The 26,599-nt window shown below is 56.1% G+C and carries 21 protein-coding genes; 11 read left to right on the top strand and 10 right to left on the bottom strand.

The genetic code is table 11. From position 1 onward, the window contains the following. Positions 1-62: 62 nt before the first annotated feature. Entirely contained in the window at positions 63-782 is a 720-nt protein-coding gene (fadR, locus tag HV355_RS02035; protein WP_010432738.1) for a fatty acid metabolism transcriptional regulator FadR, read from the top strand. Positions 783-888: 106 nt separating this feature from the next. On the opposite strand, the gene HV355_RS02030 is transcribed toward fadR, so the two are convergent. After that, positions 889-2,421, bottom strand: coding sequence for a SpoVR family protein (locus tag HV355_RS02030; RefSeq protein WP_182400770.1), 1,533 nt, complete (start codon positions 2,419-2,421; stop codon positions 889-891). A gap of 322 nt (positions 2,422-2,743) precedes the next feature. Here HV355_RS02030 and HV355_RS02025 point away from each other — a divergent pair, with 322 nt between their 5' ends. After that, positions 2,744-4,042, top strand: a complete 1,299-nt coding sequence (locus tag HV355_RS02025) for a D-amino acid dehydrogenase (RefSeq protein ID WP_010432747.1) — start codon at positions 2,744-2,746, stop codon at positions 4,040-4,042. Between the two features lie 9 nt (positions 4,043-4,051). Then, a complete protein-coding gene (gene dadX / locus HV355_RS02020; RefSeq protein ID WP_182400769.1) occupies positions 4,052-5,122 on the top strand; it encodes a catabolic alanine racemase DadX in 1,071 nt (356 codons plus the stop codon). A gap of 93 nt (positions 5,123-5,215) precedes the next feature. On the opposite strand, the gene HV355_RS02015 is transcribed toward dadX, so the two are convergent. Both HV355_RS02015 and ldcA read right to left on the bottom strand, forming a co-directional pair. Then, positions 5,216-6,949: a potassium/proton antiporter gene (locus HV355_RS02015; protein ID WP_182400768.1), complete on the bottom strand. Its 1,734-nt coding sequence runs from the start codon at positions 6,947-6,949 to the stop codon at positions 5,216-5,218. 97 nt (positions 6,950-7,046) lie between these two features. After that, on the bottom strand, positions 7,047-7,961 hold the full coding sequence (gene ldcA / locus HV355_RS02010) for a muramoyltetrapeptide carboxypeptidase (RefSeq protein WP_182400767.1): 915 nt from the start codon (positions 7,959-7,961) through the stop codon (positions 7,047-7,049). 107 nt (positions 7,962-8,068) lie between these two features. On the opposite strand from ldcA, the gene emtA reads away from it, so the two are divergent. Beyond that, positions 8,069-8,680, top strand: coding sequence for a membrane-bound lytic murein transglycosylase EmtA (gene emtA, locus HV355_RS02005; protein WP_010432759.1), 612 nt, complete (start codon positions 8,069-8,071; stop codon positions 8,678-8,680). 35 nt (positions 8,681-8,715) lie between these two features. Here emtA and HV355_RS02000 read toward each other — a convergent pair whose 3' ends face one another. Further along, positions 8,716-9,447 carry a flagellar brake protein gene (locus tag HV355_RS02000; protein ID WP_182400766.1) on the bottom strand — a complete coding sequence of 244 codons (732 nt, stop codon included), beginning with the start codon at positions 9,445-9,447 and terminating at the stop codon, positions 8,716-8,718. A 206-nt stretch (positions 9,448-9,653) separates the two neighbouring features. On the opposite strand from HV355_RS02000, the gene HV355_RS01995 reads away from it, so the two are divergent. Beyond that, positions 9,654-9,908 (top strand): GlsB/YeaQ/YmgE family stress response membrane protein, encoded by a 255-nt coding sequence (locus HV355_RS01995; RefSeq protein ID WP_010432765.1) that lies wholly within the window; start codon positions 9,654-9,656, stop codon positions 9,906-9,908. 115 nt (positions 9,909-10,023) lie between these two features. Beyond that, complete coding sequence (locus HV355_RS01990; protein ID WP_182400765.1) at positions 10,024-12,126, top strand: TonB-dependent siderophore receptor; 2,103 nt, start codon at positions 10,024-10,026, stop codon at positions 12,124-12,126. 80 nt (positions 12,127-12,206) lie between these two features. On the opposite strand, the gene HV355_RS01985 is transcribed toward HV355_RS01990, so the two are convergent. Further along, entirely contained in the window at positions 12,207-13,892 is a 1,686-nt protein-coding gene (locus HV355_RS01985) for an alpha,alpha-trehalase (protein WP_182400764.1), read from the bottom strand. A 420-nt stretch (positions 13,893-14,312) separates the two neighbouring features. Between HV355_RS01985 and HV355_RS01980 the strand changes: the two genes are divergently transcribed. After that, the gene (locus HV355_RS01980; protein ID WP_182400763.1) at positions 14,313-15,653 is read left to right on the top strand and encodes a carbohydrate porin; all 1,341 of its coding nucleotides are present in this window, start codon (positions 14,313-14,315) and stop codon (positions 15,651-15,653) included. A gap of 18 nt (positions 15,654-15,671) precedes the next feature. On the opposite strand, the gene HV355_RS01975 is transcribed toward HV355_RS01980, so the two are convergent. Continuing rightward, positions 15,672-16,628 (bottom strand): AraC family transcriptional regulator, encoded by a 957-nt coding sequence (locus HV355_RS01975; protein ID WP_182400762.1) that lies wholly within the window; start codon positions 16,626-16,628, stop codon positions 15,672-15,674. A gap of 115 nt (positions 16,629-16,743) precedes the next feature. Between HV355_RS01975 and HV355_RS01970 the strand changes: the two genes are divergently transcribed. Next, on the top strand, positions 16,744-17,931 hold the full coding sequence (locus HV355_RS01970; protein ID WP_182400761.1) for an MFS transporter: 1,188 nt from the start codon (positions 16,744-16,746) through the stop codon (positions 17,929-17,931). A 47-nt stretch (positions 17,932-17,978) separates the two neighbouring features. On the opposite strand, the gene gap is transcribed toward HV355_RS01970, so the two are convergent. Next, on the bottom strand, positions 17,979-18,989 hold the full coding sequence (gene gap, locus HV355_RS01965; RefSeq protein WP_148399891.1) for a type I glyceraldehyde-3-phosphate dehydrogenase: 1,011 nt from the start codon (positions 18,987-18,989) through the stop codon (positions 17,979-17,981). A 78-nt stretch (positions 18,990-19,067) separates the two neighbouring features. Next, positions 19,068-20,048 carry a helix-turn-helix domain-containing protein gene (locus tag HV355_RS01960; RefSeq protein ID WP_182400760.1) on the bottom strand — a complete coding sequence of 327 codons (981 nt, stop codon included), beginning with the start codon at positions 20,046-20,048 and terminating at the stop codon, positions 19,068-19,070. A 156-nt stretch (positions 20,049-20,204) separates the two neighbouring features. Between HV355_RS01960 and HV355_RS01955 the strand changes: the two genes are divergently transcribed. Both HV355_RS01955 and HV355_RS01950 read left to right on the top strand, forming a co-directional pair. Further along, a complete protein-coding gene (locus tag HV355_RS01955; protein ID WP_182400759.1) occupies positions 20,205-21,161 on the top strand; it encodes a fatty acid desaturase in 957 nt (318 codons plus the stop codon). After that, on the top strand, positions 21,154-21,912 hold the full coding sequence (locus tag HV355_RS01950; protein ID WP_182400758.1) for a PhnD/SsuA/transferrin family substrate-binding protein: 759 nt from the start codon (positions 21,154-21,156) through the stop codon (positions 21,910-21,912). The genes HV355_RS01955 and HV355_RS01950 overlap by 8 nt, the downstream gene beginning before the upstream one ends. Here HV355_RS01950 and HV355_RS01945 read toward each other — a convergent pair. Next, on the bottom strand, positions 21,891-22,787 hold the full coding sequence (locus HV355_RS01945; protein WP_182400757.1) for a LysR family transcriptional regulator: 897 nt from the start codon (positions 22,785-22,787) through the stop codon (positions 21,891-21,893). The two genes, HV355_RS01950 and HV355_RS01945, sit on opposite strands and share 22 nt — an antisense overlap. Before the next feature lie 22 nt (positions 22,788-22,809). Further along, positions 22,810-25,098 (bottom strand): FdhF/YdeP family oxidoreductase, encoded by a 2,289-nt coding sequence (locus tag HV355_RS01940; RefSeq protein WP_182400756.1) that lies wholly within the window; start codon positions 25,096-25,098, stop codon positions 22,810-22,812. A gap of 1,001 nt (positions 25,099-26,099) precedes the next feature. On the opposite strand from HV355_RS01940, the gene HV355_RS01935 reads away from it, so the two are divergent. Continuing rightward, positions 26,100-26,594 (top strand): SH3 domain-containing protein, encoded by a 495-nt coding sequence (locus HV355_RS01935; RefSeq protein WP_120158019.1) that lies wholly within the window; start codon positions 26,100-26,102, stop codon positions 26,592-26,594. The last annotated feature ends 5 nt before the right edge of the window (positions 26,595-26,599 follow it).

The following is a 26,599-nucleotide window of genomic DNA, read 5'->3' as shown; positions in this document are numbered from 1 at the left end:
CCTCTGCGAGCCTCTGGTATGATGAGTCCAATTTGCTAAAGCTGTGTAATGGAAATCTCACTATGGTCATTAAGGCGCAGAGCCCGGCGGGTTTCGCGGAAGAGTACATCATTGAAAGCATCTGGAATAATCGTTTCCCTGCGGGATCAATTCTACCTGCTGAACGCGAACTCTCTGAACTGATTGGCGTCACCCGTACTACGTTGCGTGAAGTTCTGCAGCGTCTGGCACGTGATGGCTGGTTGACGATTCAGCACGGCAAGCCAACGAAAGTAAACAACTTCTGGGAAACGTCCGGGCTGAACATTCTTGAAACGCTGGCGCGTCTCGACCACGAAAGCGTGCCGCAGCTGATCGACAATCTGCTCTCCGTGCGTACCAACATCGCGACTATCTTTATCCGTACCGCGTTCCGTCAGCATCCTGAAGATGCGCTCGCGGTGCTGGCCAGCGCGAACGAGGTCGAAGACCACGCTGACGCTTTCGCCACGCTTGACTATAACGTCTTCCGCGGCCTGGCCTTTGCCTCCGGTAACCCGATTTACGGCCTGATCCTGAACGGGATGAAAGGGCTCTATACCCGTATCGGTCGCCACTACTTTGCTAACCCTGAAGCCCGTAGCCTGGCGCTGGGTTTCTACCATAAGCTGAGCAAGCTCTGTACCGAAGGGCTGCACGATCAGGTTTATGAGACGGTACGTCGCTATGGGCATGATTCCGGTGAAATCTGGCACCGCATGCAGAAAACGCTCCCAGGCGATTTAGCGATTCAGACCCGCTAAAAGAAAAAACCTCTCGTACGAGAGGTTTTTTTTCGCCCGGTGGCGCTTCGCTTACCGGGCCTACAAAACCCGTAGGCCGGGTAAGGCGTAGCCGCCACCCGGCAAACTACAGCGTATTCAACCGCGTCGGGCACCGCTCCAGCAGCTCCACGCTGCCGTCTTCATTCTGCTGTTCAAGCAACACGTCAAAGCCCCACAGCCGATGCACGTGCTTCAGCACCTCTTTACGCCCTTTATCCAGCGGCGCGCGGTTGTGCGGGATATAGCGCAGCGTCAGGGAGCGGTCACCGCGTAAATCCACATTCCATACCTGAATATTCGGCTCAAGGTTGCTCAGGTTGTACTGGGAAGAGAGGCGGGAGCGGATCTCGCGGTATCCCTCTTCGTTATGTATCGCCGAAATTTCCAGGTAGTTGTTACGGTCATCATCCAGCACGGTGAAGAAACGGAAATCTCGCATGATCTTCGGCGACATAAACTGGCTGATAAAGCTCTCATCCTTAAAGTCACGCATCGCGAAATGCAGCGTTTCCAGCCAGTCAGAACCGGCGATGTCCGGGAACCAGTATTTGTCTTCCTCCGTCGGCGACTGGCAGATGCGCTTGATGTCCTGGAACATCGCAAAGCCAAGGGCGTACGGGTTGATGCCGCTGTACCATGGGCTGTTATAAGCAGGCTGGAACACCACGTTGGTGTGGCTGTGCAGAAACTCCATCATAAAGCGTTCGGAGACTTTCCCTTCGTCATACAGGTGGTTAAGGATGGTGTAGTGCCAGAAGGTCGCCCAACCTTCGTTCATCACCTGCGTCTGTTTCTGCGGGTAGAAATACTGGCTCACCTTACGCACAATGCGCAGGATCTCGCGCTGCCACGGCTCCAGCAGCGGGGCGTTTTTCTCCATAAAGTAGAGCAGGTTTTCCTGCGGCTCAGACGGATAACGACGCGCTTCGGCGACCGTTTTCTCCTCCTCACGCTTCGGCAGGGTACGCCACAGCATATTCACCTGGCTTTGCAGATACTCCTCGCGGCTTTTCTGCCGGGCCTTCTCCTCCTGTAAGGAGATTTTTTGCGGACGCTTGTAGCGGTCAACGCCGTAGTTCATCAGCGCGTGGCAGGAATCGAGCAGTTTTTCCACTTCATCCACGCCGTAGCGCTCTTCGCATTCGGTAATGTATTTACGGGCGAAAATCAGGTAATCGACAATCGAGCTGGCATCCGTCCAGCTGCGGAAAAGATAGTTGTTCTTGAAGAAAGAGTTGTGCCCGTAGCAGGCGTGCGCCATCACCAGCGCCTGCATGGTAATGGTGTTCTCTTCCATCAGATAGGCAATACACGGATTGGAGTTAATGACGATCTCATACGCCAGCCCCTGTTGACCGTGTTTATACAGCCGCTCCGTTTCAATAAATTTCTTACCAAACGACCAGTGCGGATAGTTGATCGGCATCCCGACGCTGGAGTAGGCATCCATCATCTGTTCGGACGTAATGACTTCAATTTGATGGGGATAGGTATCCAGGCGATAGAGTTTTGCTACCCGGTCAATCTCGGCCAGATAGACATCAAGCAGCTCGAAGGTCCAGTCGGGTCCATCGCTCAGACGTGTGTTGTCCTTGGATATGGAATCAATAGTAGCCATTAGCGCGCCCTCGTTGTTGGGAGCTCTCTCTGTCTGGAGAGCCTCCTTTCAAGCATAGATCAACGTGTTAAAAAGCGTGCTGAAGCAGAAATTTTTTCTTTGCGATTTCGCGTTTTTGATACGGCAAAAAAAGCGGGTCTCGCAGAGTTTTATGCTGGCTAAAAATAACGCGCAGCAGGAGATCCCAAATTAGCCCTATCCCCTGATACAGAGGGATGTGTGAGGTAAGTCACCATAAAAAAGTCGTATGTTGAATAATATTTTCAACTAGGTTATCAATCTGTAATTAGAAGATTGTTCTTTTGCACATAATGGAGTGGCTATGCGTGTTGTCATACTGGGAAGTGGTGTCGTTGGCGTAACCAGCGCCTGGTATTTAAGTCAGGCGGGGCATGAGGTTACCGTTATCGATCGTGAATCTGGCCCGGCGCTTGAAACCAGTGCGGCGAACGCCGGACAAATCTCTCCGGGTTATGCGGCGCCGTGGGCAGCACCCGGCGTGCCGTTAAAGGCGATTAAGTGGATGTTTCAGCGTCACGCGCCGCTGGCGATCAGTCTCGACGGCACGCAGTTCCAGCTGAAGTGGATGTGGCAGATGCTGCGCAACTGTGACACCCGCCACTACATGGAAAATAAAGGACGCATGGTGCGTCTGGCGGAGTACAGCCGTGATTGCCTGAAAGCCTTACGCGCCTCGACGGGCATTGAGTACGAAGGCCGTCAGGGCGGTACGCTGCAGCTGTTCCGCACTGAGCAACAGTATGAAAACGCCACCCGCGATATCGCCGTGCTGGAAGATGCGGGCGTACCCTATCAGCTGCTGGAAGCCAGCCAGCTGGGGCAGGTGGAGCCTGCGCTGGCGGAAGTGGCGCATAAACTGACGGGCGGCCTGCGCCTGCCGAATGACGAAACCGGCGACTGCCAGCTCTTTACCCAACGTCTGGCGCAAATGTGCGAGCAGGCAGGGGTGAAATTCCGCTTTAACACCTCTGTCGACAAGCTGCTGTCGGAAGGGGAAAAAATTTACGGCGTGAAGTGTGGCGAAGAGGTGATCAAAGCCGATGCCTACGTGATGGCGTTTGGTTCGTACTCCACCGCCATGCTGAAAGGTATCCTCGATATTCCGGTCTACCCGCTGAAAGGCTACTCGCTGACCATTCCGGTGAAAGAAGAGAGCGGCGCGCCCGTGTCGACCATTCTGGACGAAACCTACAAAATCGCCATCACCCGCTTCGACAACCGCATTCGCGTAGGCGGCATGGCGGAGATCGTGGGCTTCAACACCGAACTGCTGCAGCCGCGTCGTGAAACGCTGGAAATGGTGGTGGGCGATCTCTTCCCGCGCGGAGGCTTTGTCGAACAGGCGACCTTCTGGACCGGTCTGCGCCCCATGACGCCGGACGGCACGCCGATTGTCGGCCGCACGCCGTATAAAAACCTGTGGACCAATACCGGGCACGGCACGCTCGGCTGGACGATGGCCTGCGGCTCGGGTCAGCTGCTGAGCGACCTGATATCTGGCCGCACGCCAGCAATTCCGTTTGACGATTTAAGTGCCGCACGTTATCAATCAGGGTTTACCCCATCGCGTCCGCAGCACCTGCACGGCGCACATAACTAAGGAGTCGTCATGTCCCGTCCCATTCTGGCTCAGCTGGATTTGCAGGCCCTGAAGGATAACCTGCAAATTGTTCGCCGTGCTGCGCCGGGTACACGCGTCTGGTCGGTAGTCAAGGCAAATGCCTACGGCCACGGCATTGACCGCATCTGGAGCGCCCTTAGCGCAACTGACGGTTTTGCGTTACTCAATCTGGAAGAGGCGATTCTGCTGCGCGAGCGCGGCTGGAAAGGGCCCATCCTGCTGCTGGAAGGCTTTTTCCACGCCGACGATCTGCCGCTGCTGGACAAATACCGTCTGACCACCAGCGTTCACAGCAACTGGCAGATTAAGGCGATTCAGGATGCGAAGCTCCACGCGCCGCTGGATATCTATCTCAAGGTGAACAGCGGCATGAACCGCCTGGGCTTCCAGCCTGAGCGGGTCCATACGGTCTGGCAGCAGCTGCGTGCCCTGAAAAATGTCGGTGAAATGACGTTGATGGCGCATTTTGCGGATGCTGAAAAGCCGGACGGCATTGCCGATGCCATGGTCCGCATTGAGCAGGCGGCAGAAGGGCTGGATTGCCCACGTTCGCTGTCGAACTCGGCGGCGACGCTTTGGCACCCTGAAGCCCACTATAACTGGGTGCGTCCGGGTATCGTACTGTACGGCGCGTCTCCCTCAGGGCAGTGGCAGGATATCGCCAACAGCGGCCTGAAGCCGGTCATGACCCTGCGCAGTGAAATCATTGGCGTGCAGACGCTGAAGACGGGTGACACGGTAGGCTATGGCAGCCGCTACCGTGCGGCGGGCGAGCAGCGCATCGGGATTGTCGCGGGCGGTTATGCGGACGGCTATCCGCGTCTGGCGCCAACCGGCACGCCCGTGTGGGTCGATGGGGTTCGCACGGGCACGGTAGGGACTATCTCAATGGATATGATGGCGATAGATTTAACCCCCTGTCCGCAGGCGGGCATCGGATCGCCGGTCGAGCTGTGGGGTAATGAGGTTAAAATCGACGATGTGGCTTCCGCTGCGGGCACGGTCGGCTATGAATTGATGTGCGCGCTGGCACCGAGAGTGCCGGTTGTGACGGTGTAACGAATGGTTGTGTCGGGTGGCGGCTTCGCCTTACCCGACCTACAAAACCCTCGAACGTAGGCCGGGTAAGCGTAAGCGCCACCCGGCAAAAAACTACTCCACGTCCTCTTCCATCGGCCTGACCCCGACTTTTCTCACCGCGTTATCTTCTTTCTCCGCAACCGTCCAGATCATCCCGGCAAACTCCACCTGGTCACCGACGACGGGTGCAGCGCCCAGCAGCTGCTGAATGATTTCCCCGAGCGTTTGCTGCTTGTCGCGGTACTCAAGCCCCTCATCCAGCCCATAAATCAGCGCCACATCGGCAAACTTAGCGCTGGCTTCGAGAATAAAATCGCCGAAGAACCGCTGGTCAAGCGCGACAGGAGGCGACTGGCTGAACAGTTTGCCCAGCGCGGGCAGGTCGCGCTCGCGGCCGATGACGCACAGAATATCGCCTTCGCGCAGGCGGGTGCTGCCGGTAGGGTGCAGAAGGGCATTATCGCGGAACAAGGCGGCAATGCGCGTTTCGGCGGGCATATGCAGATCGCGCAGTGAGGCTCCCACGCACCATTTGTCGGCGCTGAGCTGGTAAACAAACTGCTCCCACGGGTTTTCCGGGTGAATATCCAGCCCCACGCGGGAGACCGGCCAGCCAACGGGCGGCACCACCACTTTGGCCTTTTTCGCCGCCCACCCGAGCGACGTTCCCTGGAACAGCAGCGAGATCAGCACCACGAAGAACGCCACGTTAAAGAACAGCCGCGCGTTGTCCAGACCGGCCATCATCGGGAACACCGCAAGGATAATCGGCACCGCGCCGCGCAGGCCCACCCAGCTGATGAACACCCGTTCGCGCAGGTTGAAGCCGCGAAACGGCAGCAGACCCGCAAACACCGAGAGCGGACGGGCGAAGAAGATCATCCACGCAGAAAGCAGCAGCGCCGGAACGGCGATCGGCAGCAGGTCGGATGGCGTGACCAGAAGGCCCAGCACCAGGAACATGCCGATCTGCGCCAGCCACGCCAGGCCGTCGAAGTTCTGCAAAATGGCATGGCGGTTACGAATCGGCCGGTTGCCCATCAGGAAACCGCAGAGGTAGACGGCGAGAATGCCGCTGCCGTCCAGCGCGGTGGTGACGGCAAAAATCAGAATCCCGCCGCTCAGCGCCAGCAGGGGGTAAAGCCCCGCGGGCAGCGAGATGCGGTTGATCATCTGCTGTAACAGGTATCCCCCCGCCAGGCCGATAACAATCCCCAGCCCAAACTGCTGCAGGATATGCCAGGCGAACATCCAGCTTAATCCGGTTTCGTGCTGCTGAATCATCTCAATCAGCGTGATGGTGAGAAACACCGCCATCGGATCGTTACTGCCGGACTCAATCTCAAGCGTTGAGCCGACGCGCTCGTTTAGCCCTTTACCGCCAAGCAGGGAAAATACCGCTGCGGCGTCGGTTGAACCGACAATCGCGCCGATCAGCAAACCTTCCATGAGATTGAGATGGAAAAGCCACGCGGCCATCATCCCGGTGAGGCCGGAGGTAATCAACACGCCGACCGTCGCGAGCGACAGCGCAGGCCCTAAGGCGACGCGGAAAGAGCTCGCCTGGGTGCGCATCCCGCCGTCCAGCAGGATCACCGCCAGCGCCAGGTTACTCACCATGTAAGCGAAAGGGTAGTTATCGAATGGGATACCGCCGATGCCATCAATGCCAGCCAACATGCCGATGGCAAGGAAAATAACAAGAATAGGTATGCCGAGACGTGATGAAAATGAACTCAATAAAATACTGCTGGTTACAAGCACAGAACCCAGAATGAAAAGGCTGATTATTGCTGCGGCATCCAATGTTGTCGTACTCCCACCTCAATGTTAACGCTGTTATTAAAACCCTAACATATTAACGACAGGAACAGCGTTTTATTGAGGCGGTTTAAGCGCTTTTTTATGCCTTTAAGACCGGATGGCCGCTGAGAGTGAGCCGACTGCCTGAATTATTATGCGTCAGCGTTGCCTGAGCGCCCAGCGGCAGGGTAACGGTCTGCTGCTCATGGCCAAAATCGAGCCCCGTAATCACCGGAATGTCCAGCCGCGAACGGATGAAATCAACCATCGTCTCAAGGGAGTAGCCTGCATCATAGTCATTCGGTGCCGATCCGCTAAAGCTACCGAGCACAATGGCGGACTGTCGCGCGAGGATGCCCGCATGGTAAAGCTGGAGCAGCATGCGCTCGACGCGGAACGGATGCTCGTTGATATCTTCCAGCACCAGGATGCCATCCTCAATCTGGGGCAACCACGGCGTGCCAATCAGCGACACCAGCATCGCCAGGTTTCCACCCCAGAGCTGGCCTTCACATTCCCAGTGCGGCCCATTTCCCTGCCACTCAACGCTGTAGGTCGAATTTTGCAGCGCGCGCCAGAAATGTTCCTGGGTGAACGCATCCAGCTCCGGCGCGCCGAAGTTACCGGCCAGCATCGGGCCGCTGAAGGTAATGACGTTGTGCAGTGCCAGCAGGCCGAGCTGGATCGCCGTGAAATCGCTGTGTCCACAAATCAGCAGAGGATCCTGCTGCTGGCGTTTTGCCAGACCTTGCCAGTCGATACTCTCCAGCAATCGGCTCGCGCCATACCCGCCGCGCACCGCAAGCACAATCTGGTTAGCGCCCTTCAGGTTCACCAGGTTGTTGATATCATTCAGTCTCTGCGCTTCTGTTCCGGCAAAACGCTGCAGCCGGCGGGGGATAATAGTCTGATTTTCTACCCGATGGCCGGATTCCAGTAAGCGCTGAACGCCCCGCTGTGCCGCGTCCTGGTTGATGCAGTAACCCGACGGCGCGATGAGATGAAACTGAGACATGGCAATTCCTTGCTGAATGAGAAACTAATTGTCTATATCATGCCGCTTATACGCCGCCTGCTTCAAGAGGCGGCGCACTGCGATGACCGGCTATAAGGATAGATGACGTGAAATTGAGATGGTTTGCTTTTTTGATTGTGTTGCTTGCTGGCTGTAGTTCAAAACATGATTATCAAAATCCGCCCTGGAACCCGGAAGTGCCGGTGAAACGGGCCATGCAGTGGATGCCTATCAGCGAACAAGCCGGGAAGGCCTGGGGCGTGAGCCCGCGACTGGTCACGGCGATCATTGCCGTGGAATCCGGCGGCAACCCAACGCTCGTCAGTAAATCCAACGCGGTGGGGCTGATGCAGCTTAAAGCATCAACGGCAGGCAAAGAGGTCTACCGCTATATGGGCTGGCGCGGTCAGCCGTCGACCAGCGAGCTGAAAAATCCGGAACGCAACATCTCGATGGGAACAGCTTACCTGAGCATTCTGGAACACGGCGTGCTGAAGGGGATTGAAGATCCTGAAGTGATGCAGTACGCGCTGGTGGTCTCTTACGTGAACGGTGCCGGTGCGCTGCTCAGAACCTTCTCGTCCGACCGTAAAGAGGCGATTGAAGAGATAAACGACATGGACAAAGACGAGTTCTTTGAACATGTTGTGAAGAACCACCCGTCACCGCAGGCACCTCGGTATATCTGGAAAGTACAGAAAGCGATGGACGCCATGTAACGCCGTTGTCGGGCGGCCTCGCTGCCCGACGCCCCTCACAAGACTTTATTCGCCCGTTCCCGCGCCTCTCGCTCCAGAGAGAATATGATGCGCTGAAGCTCGCGCTCTGCACCCGGCCCCACGTTGAGAAAGCGAAAGCTCAGACGGGGCGTGGAAATGGTCTCGTTCTTGCTGTCCACCACCTTACGCTCGCTGATGGCAATCAGCTGCGCATCGAAATAAAACCGTCCCCAGCCGCCCATATCCAGCTCAATCTGCGTGAATCGCATGCCTTCAACCAGCCCGTCAGGTTTTGGGGTATCCATCAGCGCGCCCATGCCGCCCAACGACAGGTCAAAAAGGCGGAAGCGGATCTCTTTTTTATCCGGCATTTTTGCCCGACAAAAATAAGCGGGATGGAGCGGGGCGCTAATGCGGAAATATTCCCGACGCTGGACAAACCAGAGGTTATCAGGCAGCGGCGCGGTAAAAGCAGGCAGCCCCATATATTCGCTTAATTCAAGTCGCGGCAGAATAAACTCCACCTTTGCGCCTTGGGTTTCAGCCATCACCGCGATTTTTTCCGCCCGCTGTGCGGCGCGGTTCTCATGCTCCTGGCTGCCCAGGTCGACGATCAGACGGTCGGACGACACGTCCAGGATCTTGCTGATAAACTGATTGTTTGACCAACGCATGCGTAGCGGCACTTCACCTTTTTGCAGGTCGCGTAATACCCCTAATACAGCCAGCGGATTTTGTTTCAGGAACTGCTCACTGTAATTACTCACGCCAGATTGCTCCTTGATATTTGACAGACTGTCTCTGCGTTATCGGCAATCTGAAATGAAACTTAATACAAACCGGTGATTTTTTTTACTGACCGCCGTAATTTAAGTCGGTGAGATGAAAATGATTTTCGGGCGATGACCTATACTTAAGTCACCAGCGCGGAAGGTTTTCCGTGCATGCGTTAAACCTGCAAGAGGGCATCGCTATGGGTATCATCGCCTGGATTATCTTTGGTCTTATTGCCGGCGCTATCGCCAAATTGATCATGCCGGGAAATGATGGTGGCGGCTTTATTCTGACCTGTGTACTCGGTGTGGTCGGGGCGGTTGTCGGCGGCTGGCTGGCAACGATGTTTGGCTTTGGCGGCAGCATCAGCGGTTTCGATCTCCACAGTTTCCTGGTCGCGGTGGTCGGCGCGATCGTTGTACTGGGCATATTCCGGTTACTCCGACGGGCATAACATCTTCACAAGCGGCTCTCACCTGAGGGCCGTTTTTTTTATCCGCGTATTGATTTGCTAATCGAAATGATAATAATTGTCGTTCCCAGTACTATCTATAACAAAGACGACAATTATGAATACCTCACGTTTTGCGTTATGTGCGTTGGCAGGAGCCGTGGCGCTGGCATTGCAGGCACAGGCTTTTGCCGAAGAATCGACTATTGTAGTCACGGGCGCAGAGCAGGGCAGCGCGCTTCCTTCATGGACGAACAGTGCGACCAAATCGGCGGTGGCTGAAAGTAAAACGCCGCAGGTGATCAATACCCTTTCTGAGCAGGAGATAGAAAAGCGTCACGCGAACTCCGTGAATGAAATCCTGCGCTATGCCCCGGGCGTCTCGACCGAGGTGAGGGGCAGTACCTCGTACATGAGCGAATACAAAATCCGCGGGTTTACCGTTGACCAGGAATTCTATAATGGTCTGCAACTGCCGTATAACGTCACCGGTAACACCAAAGCGCGCATCGATCCGCTGCTGATTGAGAGCGTTGATATTCTGAAAGGTCCCTCTTCAGTGCTGTACGGTGGCGGCTCGCCGGGTGGGCTGGTGAATATTCAAAGTAAGAAGCCGCAACAAGCGTCCCGTACCGAGGTGGGTTTTAACACCGGCACCCGTAACCTGAAAGAGGGCTACCTCGATTCAACCGGGCAAATCGCTGACAGCGACTGGAATTACCGTCTGCTGGGGAAAGCGACGGAAAATGACGACCAGCCGCACACCACGCGCTACGAAAACTACCTCGTGGCACCGTCAGTGACCTGGCAGCCGGACAGCAAAACGCGTCTCACCATTGATGCGCTGGCGCAAAATACCCCGAGCCTGTCGCCGTCCGACCCGCTGCCGCTCGCCTATCTGCGCTCGAGCTATGCCGATCGCCGGGACTATGCCGGAGACGAGTGGAGCGGATTCAAACAGCGCCAGTGGATGCTGGGCTACAGCTTTGAACATGAGTTTGATAGCGGCTGGGGCTTTAATCAGAAAGCGCGCTATTTCGACGTGGACACCCATCAGCGCAGTGTCTATTCAACCGGGCCTGGGAGCGAGGTCTATCAACTCAATCGCTTTGCTTACACCACGGATGAAGACCTTCAGAGCTTCAACATCGACAACCAGGTCACCAAAACGGTTGCGCTGGGGGATTGGAAACATCATCTGCTGGCCGGGTTTGACTATCAGAAGCTGAACTCGCACTTCCACTACCGATACGCCTCCTCAACACCTGGTATTGATATGCGCAATCCTGACCACGCGCAGATCGATGAAGGCGCGCTGGGGCTGTATACCGCCCAGAAAAACCGTCTGAGCTATCAGCAGAACGGTTATTACCTGCAGGATCAGGTGGAGTTCGGCGGATTAAACCTGCTGGGTAGCCTGCGCTATGACGATTACCGCTCCGTGACCACGAATTACCTGCAAAACGGCGACAAAGCGTATGTCTCTCAGGATCGGGTCACCAAACGTCTGGGGGCGCTTTACGCCTTCGACAACGGGATTTCGCCGTTCATCAGCTATTCCGAAGGCTTTGCACCGGTATCCCCACAGGGGACGCTCGTCGCCAAAGACGTCAAGCCAACCACCAGCAAGCAGGTTGAGGGCGGGGTGAAATACCTGCTGGCGGACTACGCCACCACCTTTACCGCATCGGTGTTTAACATTCGCCAGAAAAATGTCGTCACCTCCGATCCCGGCTTCCTCAACTACCGTCAGACCGGGGAAGTGGAATCCAAAGGGGCTGAGCTGTCGGCGGTCAGCCGTCCGACGGATAACCTGACGCTGATTGCGAACTACGCTTACACCCACGCGATCAATACGGAAGATGATAAATACCAGGGCAAGCGTCCAACACAGGTGCCGGAGAATGCCTTTAACCTGTGGGGCGATTACACCTTCGACAGTACGCCGCTGAAAGGGTTAATGCTGGGGGCTGGCGCGCGCTATACCGGGCCGATGGAAATTTCACCGAGTAACGATGCGGGCAAACTTGGGGGCACCACGCAGTACGATCTGGCGGCCTCTTACCGCATGGGCGAAGTCCTGCCGTCTCTGGAAGGGCTGACGGTGAAAGCCAGCGCGCAGAACATCACCAATAAAGAGACGCTGACCTGTTACGACGCAACCAACTGCTGGATTGGGCGTGACCGGACGTTCCAGTTAGGGGCGAGTTACAGCTTCTGATGAGCTTTACCCCTCTCCCTTGAGGGAGAGGGGGAGCACGTGTAGGCCGGGTAAGGCGTAGCCGCCACCCGGCAATACCCTTACTGCGCCGCGCTTTTCGCAGGCGCGGCGTCATCATTCGCCGCAGGCTGATTCTCCGGCACGCTGTCGCACGGTTTCTCTTTCGGACAAACCAGGTCCAGCATCTTGAGCGTCACGCCGTTGCTCCAGCCAAATCCATCCTGCAACGGATATTCACCGCCGCCTCCGCCTGTGCCGGTAGACGAGACGTCATACTTCTCCACCAGCTTCTTCTCGCGGTCGTAGGTGTGCTGAACGTTTTTCAGGAAGCGCCAGGTCACGTCCATCGCCACTTTGTCCTGTCCATAGTTCTGCAATCCTTCCGTTGCAACCCACTGCAGCGGTGCCCAGCCGTTTGGCGCATCCCACTGCTGGCCGCTGTTGATGGTGGTGGTCGTAATGCCGCCCGGCTTCAGCAGGCGTGAAGAGGTCGCTGCAGCCACTTTATCCGCGCGGTCCTGTGCCGCCGCCTTCACGTAAAGCGGGAACAGGGCTGCGGCGGTGAGCTGATTACGCACCTTTTTACTCTTGAGATCGTAATCCGCGTACCAGCCCTCTTTTTCATTCCACAGATGGCTCTCGATGGCCTTCTGGCGCGAAGTGGCCAGCGCGTCATATTTGCTCGCACCGGCGGTATCGCCATCCTCCTGGCTTGCCCGTGCCAGTAGCTTCTCCATCTTGAACATCAGGGCGTTCAGGTCCACCGGCACAATGCTGGTGGTGCGGATGGTGCCAAGCTTTTGCGGATCGTCCATCCAGCGGGAGCTAAAGTCCCAGCCTGACGCGGCTGCCGAGCGCAGATCGCGGTAAATTTCCGTCGCCGGGCGGTTAGGGTTGTTTTTAGCGGTGTTTACATCATCGAGCCAGGATTCAGGACGCGGGGTATCGCGGTCATCCCAGTAGCGGTTGAGGATTGTCCCGTCATCCAGCTTCACCACGCGTTTGTTAGCCTGGCCCGGCTGCAGGCCATCGACGCCCTCCATCCAGTAGGCATACTCTTTTTCCATCTGTGGACGGTACTTTTTCAACGCATCTTTATCATGCGTCGCCAGCAGTTCGACCATCAGGGAGAAGAACGGCGGCTGCGAACGGCTCAGGTAATAGCTGCGGTTGCCGTTAGGAATGTGGCCGAAGGTGTCAATTTCATAGGCGAAGTTGTCCACCATATCGCTGATTTTGTCCCAGTGGCCGCTTTCGGCCAGGCCGAGCATGGTGAAATAGCTGTCCCAGTAATACACCTCGCGGAAACGCCCGCCGGGCACCACGTAAGGTTTCGGTAGCGGCAGGAGCGAATCCCACTTGTTGCTGGCTTTATCGGTGGTGCGGGTCAGTACAGGCCAGAGATCGTCAATATGCTCACGCAAACTTTGTCCAGCAGGCGGAACATATTTTTCACCTTCCGCGGGGAGCGTGAAGTTCATCTCGACAAAGTGGCGTAAGTCAAAGCTGGACTGGGCGTGCTGCATCCGATAATCCGCCAGGATCATCAGCGGGTCGCTTTTGGGTACGGCATCAGCAAACGTTTTTTGATCGGGAAACAGTTTGGCACTTTGCACATCATTAAACAGAGGACCCAGCAAAATATCGGGTGAGGTTGTCTGGGTTGTAGGGGGCTGGTCAGCATAAGCGAATGCTGTTACGCCGAGCAGCGCGCCTCCCAGCGCAAGCTGCAAGAACGCAGGGCGTAGTGTACGAGGTCTTATCATGAGTTCGTCTCCTGTCTTCACTAAACAGCGTGACCGCTGTTGTCAATCACCTGAAAACCTTAGACGAATATTGCCCGCTTCGCGTGTTGAATATCCCATTTTTCACATAACCAGACGATTTACCGCTTCGTCCGGCCCGTCCGATAGGAATGAATTTGTTATGTGAATGGAATTAAAAAAATTATACCTTTAAATAATCATATATATTCCACATTAAAATATAGGTGTGGTTAATAAAATAAGAGTGTGAAGTGGGTTGTCTTTCTTTTATTAATCGTGAGATGTTTCTTCTATGCCGATCACACAAGTTAAAATTCATAATTAGCTTATCAAAAAACATAATGGTACCTCCGATGGTATTTGGTCGAAATGGCGAGGTTCACTATTTAGGTATTCACTTCTATAATCAGGATGGATTCTATGAAATTAAAGAAAACGGTAATTCTGATGAGTGCGTTCTATTCTGGCGCACTTTTCGCTGCACAACCCTCGACAAGCGTAGAAGAAAAACTGGCGCAACTAGAAGCGCAAATTCAGGAGCTTAAACAGCAGCAGGCGACCGCGGCGCAGGCTGCATCCGCTGTGGTTGTACAATCGGAAGAACCGGTGAGCGGGACGGCACCGCCAAAACTGACGCTTTCGGGATATGGTGATATTAAATTTTATGGCGACGTTGAATTTAATATGGATGCCGCCAGTAAAACAGGCAGCCTGACGTCTATTAAGCAAAGTGCTAATAGCGACTGGGCTCCGGGAGATAAGGAACGTTGGGATATTAATGGACGTATTTTATTAGGCTTTGACGGTTATCGTAAAATGGATAACGGCAATTTTGCTGGTTTCTCCGTTCAGCCTCTCGGCGATCTTGTCGGAAAAATGTATCTCGATGATGCCGTATTCTTCTTTGGCGCTGAGAACGACTGGGAAATTAAGGTCGGGCGCTTCGAGGCCTACGATATGTTCCCGCTCAATCAGGATACTTTTGTGGAATACTCAGGAAATACCGCGGACGATCTCTACAGCGACGGCTACGGCTATATCTATATGCTAAAAGAAGGGCGCGGGCGAACCGACAGCGGGGGCAACTTCCTGATGAGCAAGACGCTGGATAACTGGTATTTTGAGCTGAATACCCTGTTCAAAGACGGCAGCGATTTGTACGTCGACCAACGCTATCACGGCGCAGAGCTTGAGAACGATAAAAATGTGGCCTACGTGCGTCCGGTCATCTCATGGCAAAATGGACCGTTTTCAACTGCGGTGGCCATGGAGAGCAACCTGGTGAACAACGCTTACGGCTATCGTGACGACGCAGGCCGCTGGGTCGATCAGTCAGACCGAACCGGCTACGGATTTACTCTGACCTGGGACGGGCTCAAAACCGATCCGGAAAATGGCGTGGTCATGAACCTCAATACGGCTTACCTGGACGCGACGGGCGAAACCGATTTTACCTCAGGCATTAATGCCTTATGGCATAATTTCGAACTGGGCTATATCTACGCCCATAACGAAATCGACGAGTTTAATACCTCAACGTTTGACGCCGAGTGTGAAAACGACTGCTGGATCACCGACCCGGGCGAGTACGACATTCATACGATCCATACGTCGTACCTGATCCCGAACGTCATGAAGATGAAAAACTTCAACATCTATCTGGGCGCGTATGCATCCTGGGTCAACGCATCACCAAAAGAGGGTGACAATAAAAACGACGACCGCTACGGTGGCCGCGTGCGCTTTAAATACTATTTCTGATGCTAGCCGGTCGGTCAGTCAGACCTCTTCCGGGGTCTGGCTGGCTTCCCGCAGCGTGCCCGGCGCATGTCCAATAATGCGCTTAAATGCCCGGCTAAATGCTGCCAGAGACCCGTAACCCAGACGCAGCGCGACCGTTTCGATGGGCTGGTTTTCATGACGGATGTACTGAATAGCCAGCCGCATTCTCAGCTCGCTGAGATACTTTGCCGGGGTGGTCCCCGTCGCGGCCAGAAACCGTTCGGCAAACACGGAGCGGGAGGTGCCCGCTTCTTTGGCCAGATCCGCCACGCTCCAGTTCAGGCCGGGCTGCTGATGCATGGCGTATATCGCTCTGCTGAGGCGGGGATCGCGCAGCACCTGCACCCACCCCGTGGCTTTACCGCATCCGGCTTCGACCCAGCCCCGCACAATCAGCGCCGCGACGACGTCAGCCAGACGTGCCAGGATCCCGGCAAACCCCACCTGACGGGTCATGGATTCTCGCTCCATGGCAGCCAGCAACGGGTGGATCTCCGGCCAGGTGGACATCAGCCTGCTCACCATCATCACTTCCGGCATGGCCTTGATCAGCGGCTGCATCCCGCCCAGCTCAAAATCCATGCATCCGCTAAAGATAATCGTGTTCTCGCCGTCCGGGCAGGGCTCACAGGCAATCGCGCAGACCGAGCTGCAGATAGGCTCGCTGGGAAAGGCATTCACCGGGGTAAGGGGAGCCTGCGCGTCAGAGAGCAAGGCATGGGCGTTGCCGTTCGGGATAAAGAGCGCATCGCCACCGCTTAATTCAAAGGTTGCGCCACTCTCCATACGCAGCAGCGCGCTGCCGTGGCTGACGAAATGGAACTGCGCCTTACCGGGCGCCTGATGGAACGCCACACCAAATGGCGCGCTGGCTTCAATTCGCCGGTATTTCACCCCAGAAAGGCGCATGCCGCGTAAAAGCTCGCTGATCAAATCGGGTGAATGAACGGTCATCGCACAACTCCGGACGAATAATCAATAAGTGGAGATTATATGTCATAGATCGTCCATGGGGAACACTCTATGCTTTTGCGACATTAGTCACATTTTGATAACGGGAGATCAACAGATGAGTTCATGTGTCGCGGCGAGCGAGGCGATAGCGCCTGCAAAACCCGCCTGGCGAGCGGTCTATTCGCTGGGGCTGGGCGTATTTGGTTTGATCACGGCGGAGTTTCTGCCCGCCAGTTTGCTCACGCCAATGGCTGCCAGTCTCGGCGTAACGGAGGGGATGGCCGGGCAGGCCGTCACGGCAACGGCGCTGGTGGCGCTGGTCACCGGTTTGCTGATTACGCCAGCCACCAAAAGTATCGACCGTCGCTGGGTGTTGATGTTCTTTTCGGTGCTGCAAATTATCTCCAGCCTGCTGGTGGCCTTTGCGCCAACCCTGCACGTTTTGCTGATGGGGCGCTTGCTGCTGGGCGTTGCTATCGGGGGATTCTGGGCGATGTCGACCGCTACGGCGATGCGGCTGGTACCTGCCGATAAGGTGCCGAAAGCGCTGGCGGTGATTTTCTCCAGCGTGTCCATTGCAACAGTTGTCGCGGCGCCGCTGGGAAGTTATCTGGGCAGCCTGATAGGCTGGCGTAACGTCTTTGTTCTCTGCATAGTGCCGAGCGTGGCGGCTCTGCTGTGGCAGGTCTGGGTCCTGCCGTCGATGAAGCCGGAGAGCAGCGGCAGCCTGGGAACCCTGTTCCGGGTGCTGCGTCGTCCGGGGATGATCGGCGGGATGCTGGCAACCATTCTGATTTTCAGCGGCCATTTTGCTTTCTTTACCTATCTGCGCCCGTTCCTGGAGACCGTCGGTCAGGCAAGCGTAGAGACGATTTCGCTGATCCTGCTTGGCTTTGGTATCGCCAACTTTATCGGCACCTCCATTGCCGGACATCTGCTGGCACGAAATCTGCGCCTGACGCTGGCGCTGGTGCCGTTCGCCATGGGCGTACTGGCGCTGATGATGGTCGCGTTTGGTCATCTGGCGATGCTGGATGGGTTACTGGTTGCGCTTTGGGGCTTTGCCTTTGGCCTGGTACCGGTGGGCTGGTCAACCTGGCTGGCAACCACCGTCCCTGATGAAGCCGAAAGTGCAGGCGGTTTGCTGGTAGCCTCTATTCAGCTGGCAATAAGCGCAGGCGCGGCGGGTGGCGGGGCGGTATTCGACCTCAACGGTGCCAGCGGCGTATTTGCGGGCAGCGGTTTCCTGCTGGTGACGGCAATGGTGATTGTGTTTATGGGCGTGAAAGTAAAAGTGGATTAAATTATTTGCCGGGTAAGCGCAAGCGCCACCCGGCATCAAGGTAAGGCTTACAGCCCTTTCTTATCCATCAGTACCGCCAGATCCACCAGGCGGTTTGAGAATCCCCACTCGTTATCATACCACGCCAGAATTTTGACCATGTTGCCGCCAATCACCAGCGTCGACAGCCCGTCGATAATCGAGGAGCGCGGGTCGCCCTGGTAATCGCTGGAGACCAGCGGTTCATCGCTGTAGCCCAGGATCCCTTTCAGGGGTCCGCTAGCCGCGGCCTGACGGAACGCGTCATTCACCTCGTCGGCGGTCACGTTACGGCTCAGCGTTACCGTCAAATCCACAATTGACACCACCGGAACCGGCACACGCAGAGAATACCCGGTCAGCTTACCGTCCAGAGAAGGGATCACTTTCCCCAACGCCTTCGCCGCGCCGCTGGAGTAAGGCACAATCGACAGGGCCGCCGCACGTGCACCGCGCAGATCTTTCTCCGGCTGGTCGTGCAGCGCCTGGCTGTTGGTATAAGCATGCGTGGTGTTCATCAGGCCGTGCTCAATACCAAACTGCTGATGCAGCACCTGTGCTGCCGGAGCCAGTCCGTTAGTGGTACAACTCCCGTTACTCACGACGGCGTGCAGGGCCGGATCGTACAGCTCGTGGTTTACACCCATCACCACCGTCAGGTCATCGTTTTTGCCCGGTGCAGAGATGATGACGCGCTTAGCGCCGCCGTGGGTGATATGTACCGCCGCCTTTTCGCGTTCGGTGAAGAAACCGGTGGCTTCAATCACCACGTCCACCCCGACGTCGCGCCACGGGATGTTTGCCGGATCGCGTTCGCTGAAGACGGTGAGCCGCTGCCCGTCCACCTGTAACGCGCCGTCAGCCGCCTCAACGGGTGCCTGCAGCGTGCCGAGCAGGGAATCATATTTGAGCAAATGGGCGAGGGTCTGGCTGTCCGTCAGATCGTTAATGGCCACAATCTGAAGATCCGGGTTACCCAGCGCCGCGCGCAGGAAATTACGTCCGATACGGCCGAAACCGTTAATACCGACCTTAACCATGATGCACTCCTTATCTCTGTTGTCTGGAGTCACTGTAGGCGTCAGGCTGAATGGCGTAAATGACAAAAAAGGATCACATTACGCCATCTTGCGGCAGTGGAAACGCTGGCGATATTCCGTTGGGGTGAGATGAAGCTGTTTCTCGAAAACACGACGCAGGTTGATGCTGGTGCCAAACCCGCTTTGCTCAGCAATCAGCTCCAGCGGATCGCTGGTTTGCTCAAGCAGCTGTCGGGCGGCGGCAAGACGCGCTTCCGTCACGTAGCGGGCCGGAGAGATCCCTGCATCCCGCGTGAATACGCGGGTGAAATTACGGGGACTCATCGCCGCTCTTTCCGCCAGGCTCTCAACGCAGAGATCGGCCGTCAGGTTTTGCAGGATCCAGCTTTGCAGTTCGCTAATCGGCCCCTGGGTGCCGGACTGCTGCAAATTATAACGGCTAAACTGCAGCTGCCCGCCCGGACGGCGTAGGTACATCACCATATCCTGCGCCACGTCGCGGGCGAGAGAGAAACCGTAATCGTCTTCAACCAGCGCCAGCGTCAGGTCGAAACCGGAACTGACCCCACCGGAGGTCCAGATGGGCCCATCCTGAACGTAGATCGGGCCGCCTTCCACCCTGATGGCCGGATAAGCGGCCTGCATCGTCTCCAGCAGACGCCAGTGTGTGGTTGCCCGCCGTCCGTCAAGCAAACCGCTCTGCGCAAGCAGCATCGCGCCGCCGCAGATGGAGGCAATACGACGCGCATGGGGCGCAGCGAGATGCAGCCAGTCCACCACGGCGGTGCTCTCCAGGTCATTCATGCCGCGGCCGGTAATGATGATGGTATCGAGTGGTTCACGCGGATCCAGTTCAGGCAGACGATAATCTGCCAGCAGGTTTAATCCGGATTGACCGTGGATTACCTGATGGGGCTGCGTGGTGGCGATGATGATGCGGTAACACGGGTGAGACAGACCTTCCGGGTGCAGTCGGTTGGCCTGCATCAGAATGTCGGCGATACCGGCGGCTTCAAACAGCATGCCGCCGTCGGGAACAATAATCAGGATTTTTTTCATGTCCTGAAAAGTAGCTTTATTACAAAATAAGTCAACAGGCAGAGAGCGCATAAACGCCATTTCTGGCAAAGCAAAGCGATTTAAGTTCTTTGTTATTTCAGCCGTTTTCCCGGATCGTCAGGACACAGAATGACAGGCGGAACGGCATCGGAAGGAATGAGTCACTATTTACACCTGCAACAGCGAGAACATATTCACTGGCTTGCCACGCGGTTTCTGTGGCGAAGCGAGCTTCCCACCTGGCTGTTAATTATCGCTATCTATACCGGCTGGTTTACCACCCTGGCGTACTGGCAGACGCTCGGTTTACTGCCTGCCACGGTGCTGCTGATCTGGTTTACCGCGTGGTATATGTCGCTTCAGCATGAGCTGATCCACGGTCATCCGACACGCTTTCCCCGGTTAAATCAGCTTTTCGGTACGCTGCCGCTGGCGGTCTGGTATCCCTATGGCCTGTACCGCGACTCGCATCTGGCCCATCACCGCAACGATCATCTAACGGTACCGGTGGACGATCCGGAATCCTACTATTTTACCGAACAGACCTGGGCGCGTTTTACGCCCTGGCAGAAGCGCATTATTCATGTGCGTAATACTTTTCTGGGGCGGCTGTTACTGGCTCCGTTGCTGGATATCGTTCAGACGCTGGGAAGTGCCGTGGCGGTGTTTCGCCAGCTGCACCTGCGGGCGATGTTGATGTGGCTGGTGCATGGCGTGCTGTTGGCAGGGCTGTTTGTCTGGATGCGCCATGTTGGTTTTTCACCGGTCTGGTTTGTGCTGGCGGTGAGCTATCCCGCGCTGGCGCTCACCAAAGTGCGCTCTTTCCTCGAGCACCGCGCTGCAGACGATCCTCTCGCGCGATCGGTCATTAACGAAGCCGGGATCTTCTGGCAGGTGTTGTTCCTGAATCTCAACTACCATTCAGTGCATCACGATCTGCCAGGCGTGCCCTGGTATGGTCTGAAGGCGCTCTACCAGCAAAACCGCGCGGTGTATCAGCAGCGGAATCACGGTTTTGTGGTCAAGGGATACGGCCAGTGGCTGCGACAGTTTTGGGATAAGGCCGTGGATGTCACGGTTCATCCGGGGATAAAGCGAGAAGAGCATGAGTAACCTGCTGGCGTTTCCGATGTATGCCGTCAATCGGGCTGATACCGACGCGCTGTGGCGAGCTGTGCACGCTTTGCTGCTGGCACGCGGTGTGCCGGTGGGCGATCTTGTGCCGGGCATCCCGGAAGAGAACTTACTGACGCACTGGCAGCAGCCTGGACTCATCCTTAGCCAGACCTGCGGTTATCCGCTGGTCACACAGTTGCCGGACGTGCAGGTCGTCGGCTGTTTTCATTATGCGGCGCCGGGCTGCGAAGGGATCGCTTACCGCAGCCTGCTGGTGGTGCGGGAAGAAGATAAACACCTGCGCGTTGACGATTTCCGTGGGCGGCGGGTGGTGTGTAATGCGCCGGATTCCCAGTCCGGCTACAACACGCTGCGAAGACGAGTGGCACCTGATACGGTCAATGACTATTTTTCACGGGTGATTTTCAGCGGCAGCCATCGCCAGTCGCTGATTGATGTAAAAGACGGGGTGGGGGATATTGCGGCCATCGACTGCGTAACCTGGGCTCTGCTGCAGCGCCATGAGCCGGAACGGCTCGCGGGGCTGGCGGTCATTGACCGTACCCCTCTGACGCCTGGACTGCCGCTGATCGCCTCGCAAAACACCTCGCCTGAAACCCTTAATGCCATTCGCGATGCGCTCCACGCGCTGGTGAGTTCACCGGAACATCGGGAGAGTTGCGACGCGGTGCTGATCGGCGGTTTTAGCGTGGTGACGCGCGAGGCCTACGCCTCATTGTCCGCGTGATAAATCTCCTTCGCATCGGTAAAACAGCGTAGCGCCAGCGAGGAGACGGGTTTCTGCCTGCGCATAATCAGGCCGACAGGCGCTTCAATGTTCGCTTCGGCGATGGGGACAATCCTGAAATTGTTGTTCAGTGCCTCCAGCCCGTTGTTCAGCGGCATCACGGCGCAGCACACGCCGCTCTGAACCGCCTGAATGATCTGGAACGTCGAGTCGCTCTCGAAAACGGCCGTCGGATCGAGGCCTGCAGCGTTAAAGCTGGCCTCCATATGCGCCCGGTAGTGCATCCCTTTGGTCAGGAACCCCAGCGGAAATTCCGTCAGGTCGTGCCAGGTCAGCGTTGCCTGGCCGGGCTGGAAATGGCGAATGTCGTGCAGCAGGCCCATCTTCGTTTTTGGCAGTTGGATAATGTCAAACAGGCTGGTGTCGATGCTGTTGAGATAGCAAATTCCCAGCTCAAGCTGATTGCGGCTGACCCCGTCGGCAATCTGCGCTGAGGACATGGAATAGAGGCTGTAGGTCAGCTCCGGGTATTTTTGCGTCAGCAGGCGAATAAAGATCATCGGATCCACGCTCGCCAGCGGTACCATCCCAAGCCGTAATTCACCCACCACCTGGCCTTTGCACAGCGCGGCTTCCGCCTGCAGCCCGTCGTGCGCGGCCAGCAGCGCGCGGGCCCACGCGAGGATGCGTTCACCCTCTGGCGTAAACCCTTCAAAGCGCTGCCCGCGCACAATCAGCACCAGCCCCAGCTCCTCTTCCAGGCTGCGGATGCGCATGGAGAGGGTCGGCTGGGTAACGTTGCACTGCGAGGCCGCTTTACCAAAGTGCCGGGTCTCGTCGAGTGCGATTAAGTATTTTAACTGTTTAATATCCATCGTTTTCTCTGCGCGAGCAGCCTTACAGCATGCGGATCTCTTTTGAGCGCAGGGTGATGCGAACCGGAACGGATTTATAAGACGGCGTCCCGCTGTCCTTGTCGAGATAATCGAGTGGCACCAGCACGTTGGCCTCCGGGTAATAGGCCCCGACGGATCCCGGGGCGATGCTGTACGCCACCACGGTAATGTCCTCCAGGCGCTGAACGCTGCCGGGCAGGGCGGTTTCGATATCCACGCGGTCGCCATGCTCCAGCCCTGAGTGTGCCATATCGTCTTCGTTCATAAACAGCACGTCGCGGCGGCCAAAGACCCCACGGTAGCGGTCGTCCAGGGCATAAATGGTCGTGTTGTACTGATCGTGGCTGCGCAGCGTAATCAGACGCAGCACATGCTCGCCTTCACCGCTGGCGTTCTCATGACCCCCCTCGAATACCGAGAACATTGCTTTGCCCGTCGCGGTCGGCCAGATACGCTGCGTTGGCGGCAGCGGCATGCGGAAGCCCCCGGGAACGCGGATCCGCGCGTTATAGTCCTCGAACCCAGGAATGGTCTGCTCAATCAGATCGCGGATACGGTCATAATCCTCAACCAGCGTCAGCCAGTCCACGCGGGATTCCGGCAGGGTGGCTTTCGCCAGGCCCGCCACGATAGCGGGTTCCGAACGCAGCAACGGCGAGGCGGGTTTCAGCTTGCCGGACGAGGCGTGCACCATCGACATGGAATCTTCAACGGTAATGGACTGACGGCCGGTGGCCTGAATATCCAGCTCGGTGCGGCCGAGACACGGGAAAATAAAGGTCTCTTTGCCCACCAGCAGATGGGTACGGTTCAGCTTGGTGCCAACGTGCACGCTCAACTCCAGGTTACCCATCGCCGGAAAGCCCCGTTCATGATCGGGCATCGCAACCGCAAAATTGCCGCCGAGGCAGATAAGCGCCTTCGCACGACCGTCAATCATCGCCTGCGTGGCCTGCACCGCATCGTGTCCGTGGTGAGACGGCGGCTCAAAGCCGAATACGTCCTTGAGACGGTTCAGGAAGGCCGGTGTGGGTTTCTCGCTAATCCCGACGGTCCGGTTACCCTGCACGTTTGAGTGGCCGCGCAGAGGGCAGATACCCGCGCCGGGCTTGCCGATGTTCCCGCGCAGCAGCAGCACGTCGGCAATCAGGCGGACGTTCGCCGTGCCTTTATTGTGCTGGGTAATACCCATCCCGTAGGTAATGATGGTGGCATTTGATTTCGCATAGGCCTCGGCCACCTTCTTAAGCGCCGCCTGGCTCAGGCCCGACTCGCGCTCAATGTCGTCCCAGCGGGTTTGCGCGATATCGGCGCTGAAGTCCTCAATGCCCTGCGTGTGTTCGGCAATAAAGGCGCGATCCAGCACGTCACCGCGTTCGGCCTCCATCTCCAGAAGGTGTTTAGCAATCCCTTTCAGCGCGGCGGCATCGCCCCCGGCTTTCACCTGGAAATAGGTCGAGGCGATATCCGTGGAGCTGTAGGTCGCCATTTCAATCACGCTCTGCGGGTCCGCAAAACGTTCGAGGGCGCGCTCGCGCAGCGGGTTAAAGACGATAATCGGCACGTTGCGACGTGCCAGCTCATGAAGGGTGCCCATCATTCGCGGATGGTTGGTGCCAGGGTTATGGCCGATGGAGATCACCAGTTCGGTCTTATCGAAGTCGTCCAGTGAGACGGTGCCTTTCCCGATCCCGATAGATCGCGGCAAGCCGACGCTGGTGGCCTCGTGGCACATATTCGAGCAGTCAGGAAAGTTATTGGTGCCGTATTCGCGGGCAAAGAGCTGGAACAGGTATGCCGCTTCGTTAGAGGCGCGCCCGGAGGTATAGAACTCGACCTGGTCCGGTTCGAGCCCGCGCAAGACTTCGCCGATACGCTGAAACGCCTCGTCCCAGTCGACAGGGCGGAAGGTATCGCTTGCCCGGTCATAGCGCAGGGGATGCGTCAGGCGACCGTAGCCTTCCAGCTCAAAGTCCGATTTTGCCAGCAGCGAAGCGACGCTGTTTTCCGCCAGAAACGCGGGGGTAACGCGTTTGCTGGTGGCTTCCCAGGTCACCGCCTTCGCGCCGTTCTCGCAGAACTGGAACGTCGATTTATGTTCCTTATCAGGCCACGCGCAGCCCGGGCAGTCAAAACCGTCCGGCTGGTTGGTGCGCAGCAGCGTCGCGGGAGCGTCCAGGGTATCCATTTGGGTACGTACCGCGATGGCCGTCGCTTTTAACGCGCCCCAGCCTCCGGCGGGGCCGTCATAGTGCCTGATACCGGGAACTGCGCGTCTTTTCGTGTTCATACCCACTCCTGATTTGTTCGGTCACACAACATCTGACCCATAAAAGCACTGCAGAGGACAATAAGCGTAAGCAATGACGACCGTTTGGCTGTGCGCATGCGGTAGAGAAAATTGCTGCTTATGAATTCTTTTTATTACAGTGGTTTATATGGTGTGATGTTTAAAGATTTAAAGAAATTATAACGAATTTTTATCATTTTAATAATAAATCTTATCTATCACTCGGTAGGTGAGATAGATGGTGGTGAACAGGCAAGGATGTAGCAACAGTAAAACTTCGAATGAAGCGCCTGAGCGGGAGAAATAGACAATGTTCACAGCTGGCGGGTAATCGCGTGCATTTTTCGGTGGCGATAATGGCAGGAAGGTTAACTCTGGCTTAATGATTATTGGATATAATTTATGCCTTAAAGGGAAATTATCATAGCGGGAAATATAAAGTTATTTTGAGCCGTGAAATTAACGCCGGGCGGCATCAGTGAAATAGGCCCATTCTGAGCGTAAAGTACGTGAAATATTAAAGATACCCTGTTAATGCAACAAATAATTCATCGGCGATATGTTCTTTTGACATCACCAATACGCGAATTCTACTAATTATGGTAGTGGCGATAATAGCGACATTGCGTTAATGAAAGTGGTTCTCTTTTGTGTTTTTGTTATGTAAAACAAATGGTTGTATGGGTTTGAGATGAATAAATTAAAGGGGGTAGGCCATGTATAATTTTTTATTAAGATTAATCCTATAATCTATCGTCTGCTTCATTTACCAACAGTTACGTAACGGTAAATATTGAATTGATGCGAAGCTCATGTAAACTTGTTTACCGTTTGTCAAAATATGTCAGGAAGACGCTGGGCCTTATTCTGAAGGGCTCGTGCGGTAGCTATGCCTTTAAAATAGTAACGCCCCGAAAATATCCTGACTGTTTTAACAATAGCACTTAAGTCAAACTTCATCTCCTTATCTCCATCATCGAAATATCGCTACGGAAAAGCATATGAAAATGCGCGTACTGTTTTCACTTCTGTTTGTAATGGCGGTGGCGGGCTGTAAAGCGCCGCAGAAACCTGTGATCACTGACGATACTATCGTGACCAGTCAGGTTAACGGCGTCACCTTAACTCACCGTCATGTTGTGCTGCCTCCGGTAGAGTTCACCCAGGTGAATGAGCCTTATCGCGCCATGTACCCCGCATCCCTGATGAGCCGTCCGGACTACGGCGGAAAAGTGATCCGCACGCTCGAGACCGGCAAAACCTACGTGGTGCTGGGTCAGGTTGAACACTTCTGGATGGCGCTTGCCGACGAAGGGAACGAACAGCTGATTGGTTACGTCCCAATGCGCGCCGTCATCAAGGCCGACCAGTACGAAGCCACCGTGCGTAAACAGGCGATCCGTCCAAAAGCGCGTAAGAAAGCAACCTGTGTTGACGTCGATGGCAACAGCAAAGCCTGCAAAGACAGCGCAAACGGCACCTGGATCCTGAACTAAACGGG

This window comes from Enterobacter sp. RHBSTW-01064 (assembly GCF_014103035.1).
Classification (GTDB): domain Bacteria; phylum Pseudomonadota; class Gammaproteobacteria; order Enterobacterales; family Enterobacteriaceae; genus Enterobacter; species Enterobacter mori.
The sequence above is the reverse complement of the archived record's forward strand: the minus strand, read 5'-3'. Positions and strand labels throughout refer to the sequence as shown.

Bases quoted from the DNA above. Each gene is read 5' to 3' on its own strand.
- fadR (WP_010432738.1), top strand. From the start codon at position 63: ATGGTCATTAAGGCGCAGAGCCCGGCGGGTTTCGCGGAAGAGTACATC.
- HV355_RS02030 (WP_182400770.1), bottom strand. From the start codon at position 2,421: ATGGCTACTATTGATTCCATATCCAAGGACAACACACGTCTGAGCGAT.
- HV355_RS02025 (WP_010432747.1), top strand. From the start codon at position 2,744: ATGCGTGTTGTCATACTGGGAAGTGGTGTCGTTGGCGTAACCAGCGCC.
- dadX (WP_182400769.1), top strand. From the start codon at position 4,052: ATGTCCCGTCCCATTCTGGCTCAGCTGGATTTGCAGGCCCTGAAGGAT.
- ldcA (WP_182400767.1), bottom strand. From the start codon at position 7,961: ATGTCTCAGTTTCATCTCATCGCGCCGTCGGGTTACTGCATCAACCAG.
- HV355_RS01995 (WP_010432765.1), top strand. From the start codon at position 9,654: ATGGGTATCATCGCCTGGATTATCTTTGGTCTTATTGCCGGCGCTATC.
- HV355_RS01990 (WP_182400765.1), top strand. From the start codon at position 10,024: ATGAATACCTCACGTTTTGCGTTATGTGCGTTGGCAGGAGCCGTGGCG.
- HV355_RS01985 (WP_182400764.1), bottom strand. From the start codon at position 13,892: ATGATAAGACCTCGTACACTACGCCCTGCGTTCTTGCAGCTTGCGCTG.
- HV355_RS01980 (WP_182400763.1), top strand. From the start codon at position 14,313: ATGAAATTAAAGAAAACGGTAATTCTGATGAGTGCGTTCTATTCTGGC.
- HV355_RS01975 (WP_182400762.1), bottom strand. From the start codon at position 16,628: ATGACCGTTCATTCACCCGATTTGATCAGCGAGCTTTTACGCGGCATG.
- HV355_RS01970 (WP_182400761.1), top strand. From the start codon at position 16,744: ATGAGTTCATGTGTCGCGGCGAGCGAGGCGATAGCGCCTGCAAAACCC.
- gap (WP_148399891.1), bottom strand. From the start codon at position 18,989: ATGGTTAAGGTCGGTATTAACGGTTTCGGCCGTATCGGACGTAATTTC.
- HV355_RS01960 (WP_182400760.1), bottom strand. From the start codon at position 20,048: ATGAAAAAAATCCTGATTATTGTTCCCGACGGCGGCATGCTGTTTGAA.
- HV355_RS01955 (WP_182400759.1), top strand. From the start codon at position 20,205: ATGAGTCACTATTTACACCTGCAACAGCGAGAACATATTCACTGGCTT.
- HV355_RS01950 (WP_182400758.1), top strand. From the start codon at position 21,154: ATGAGTAACCTGCTGGCGTTTCCGATGTATGCCGTCAATCGGGCTGAT.
- HV355_RS01945 (WP_182400757.1), bottom strand. From the start codon at position 22,787: ATGGATATTAAACAGTTAAAATACTTAATCGCACTCGACGAGACCCGG.
- HV355_RS01940 (WP_182400756.1), bottom strand. From the start codon at position 25,098: ATGAACACGAAAAGACGCGCAGTTCCCGGTATCAGGCACTATGACGGC.
- HV355_RS01935 (WP_120158019.1), top strand. From the start codon at position 26,100: ATGAAAATGCGCGTACTGTTTTCACTTCTGTTTGTAATGGCGGTGGCG.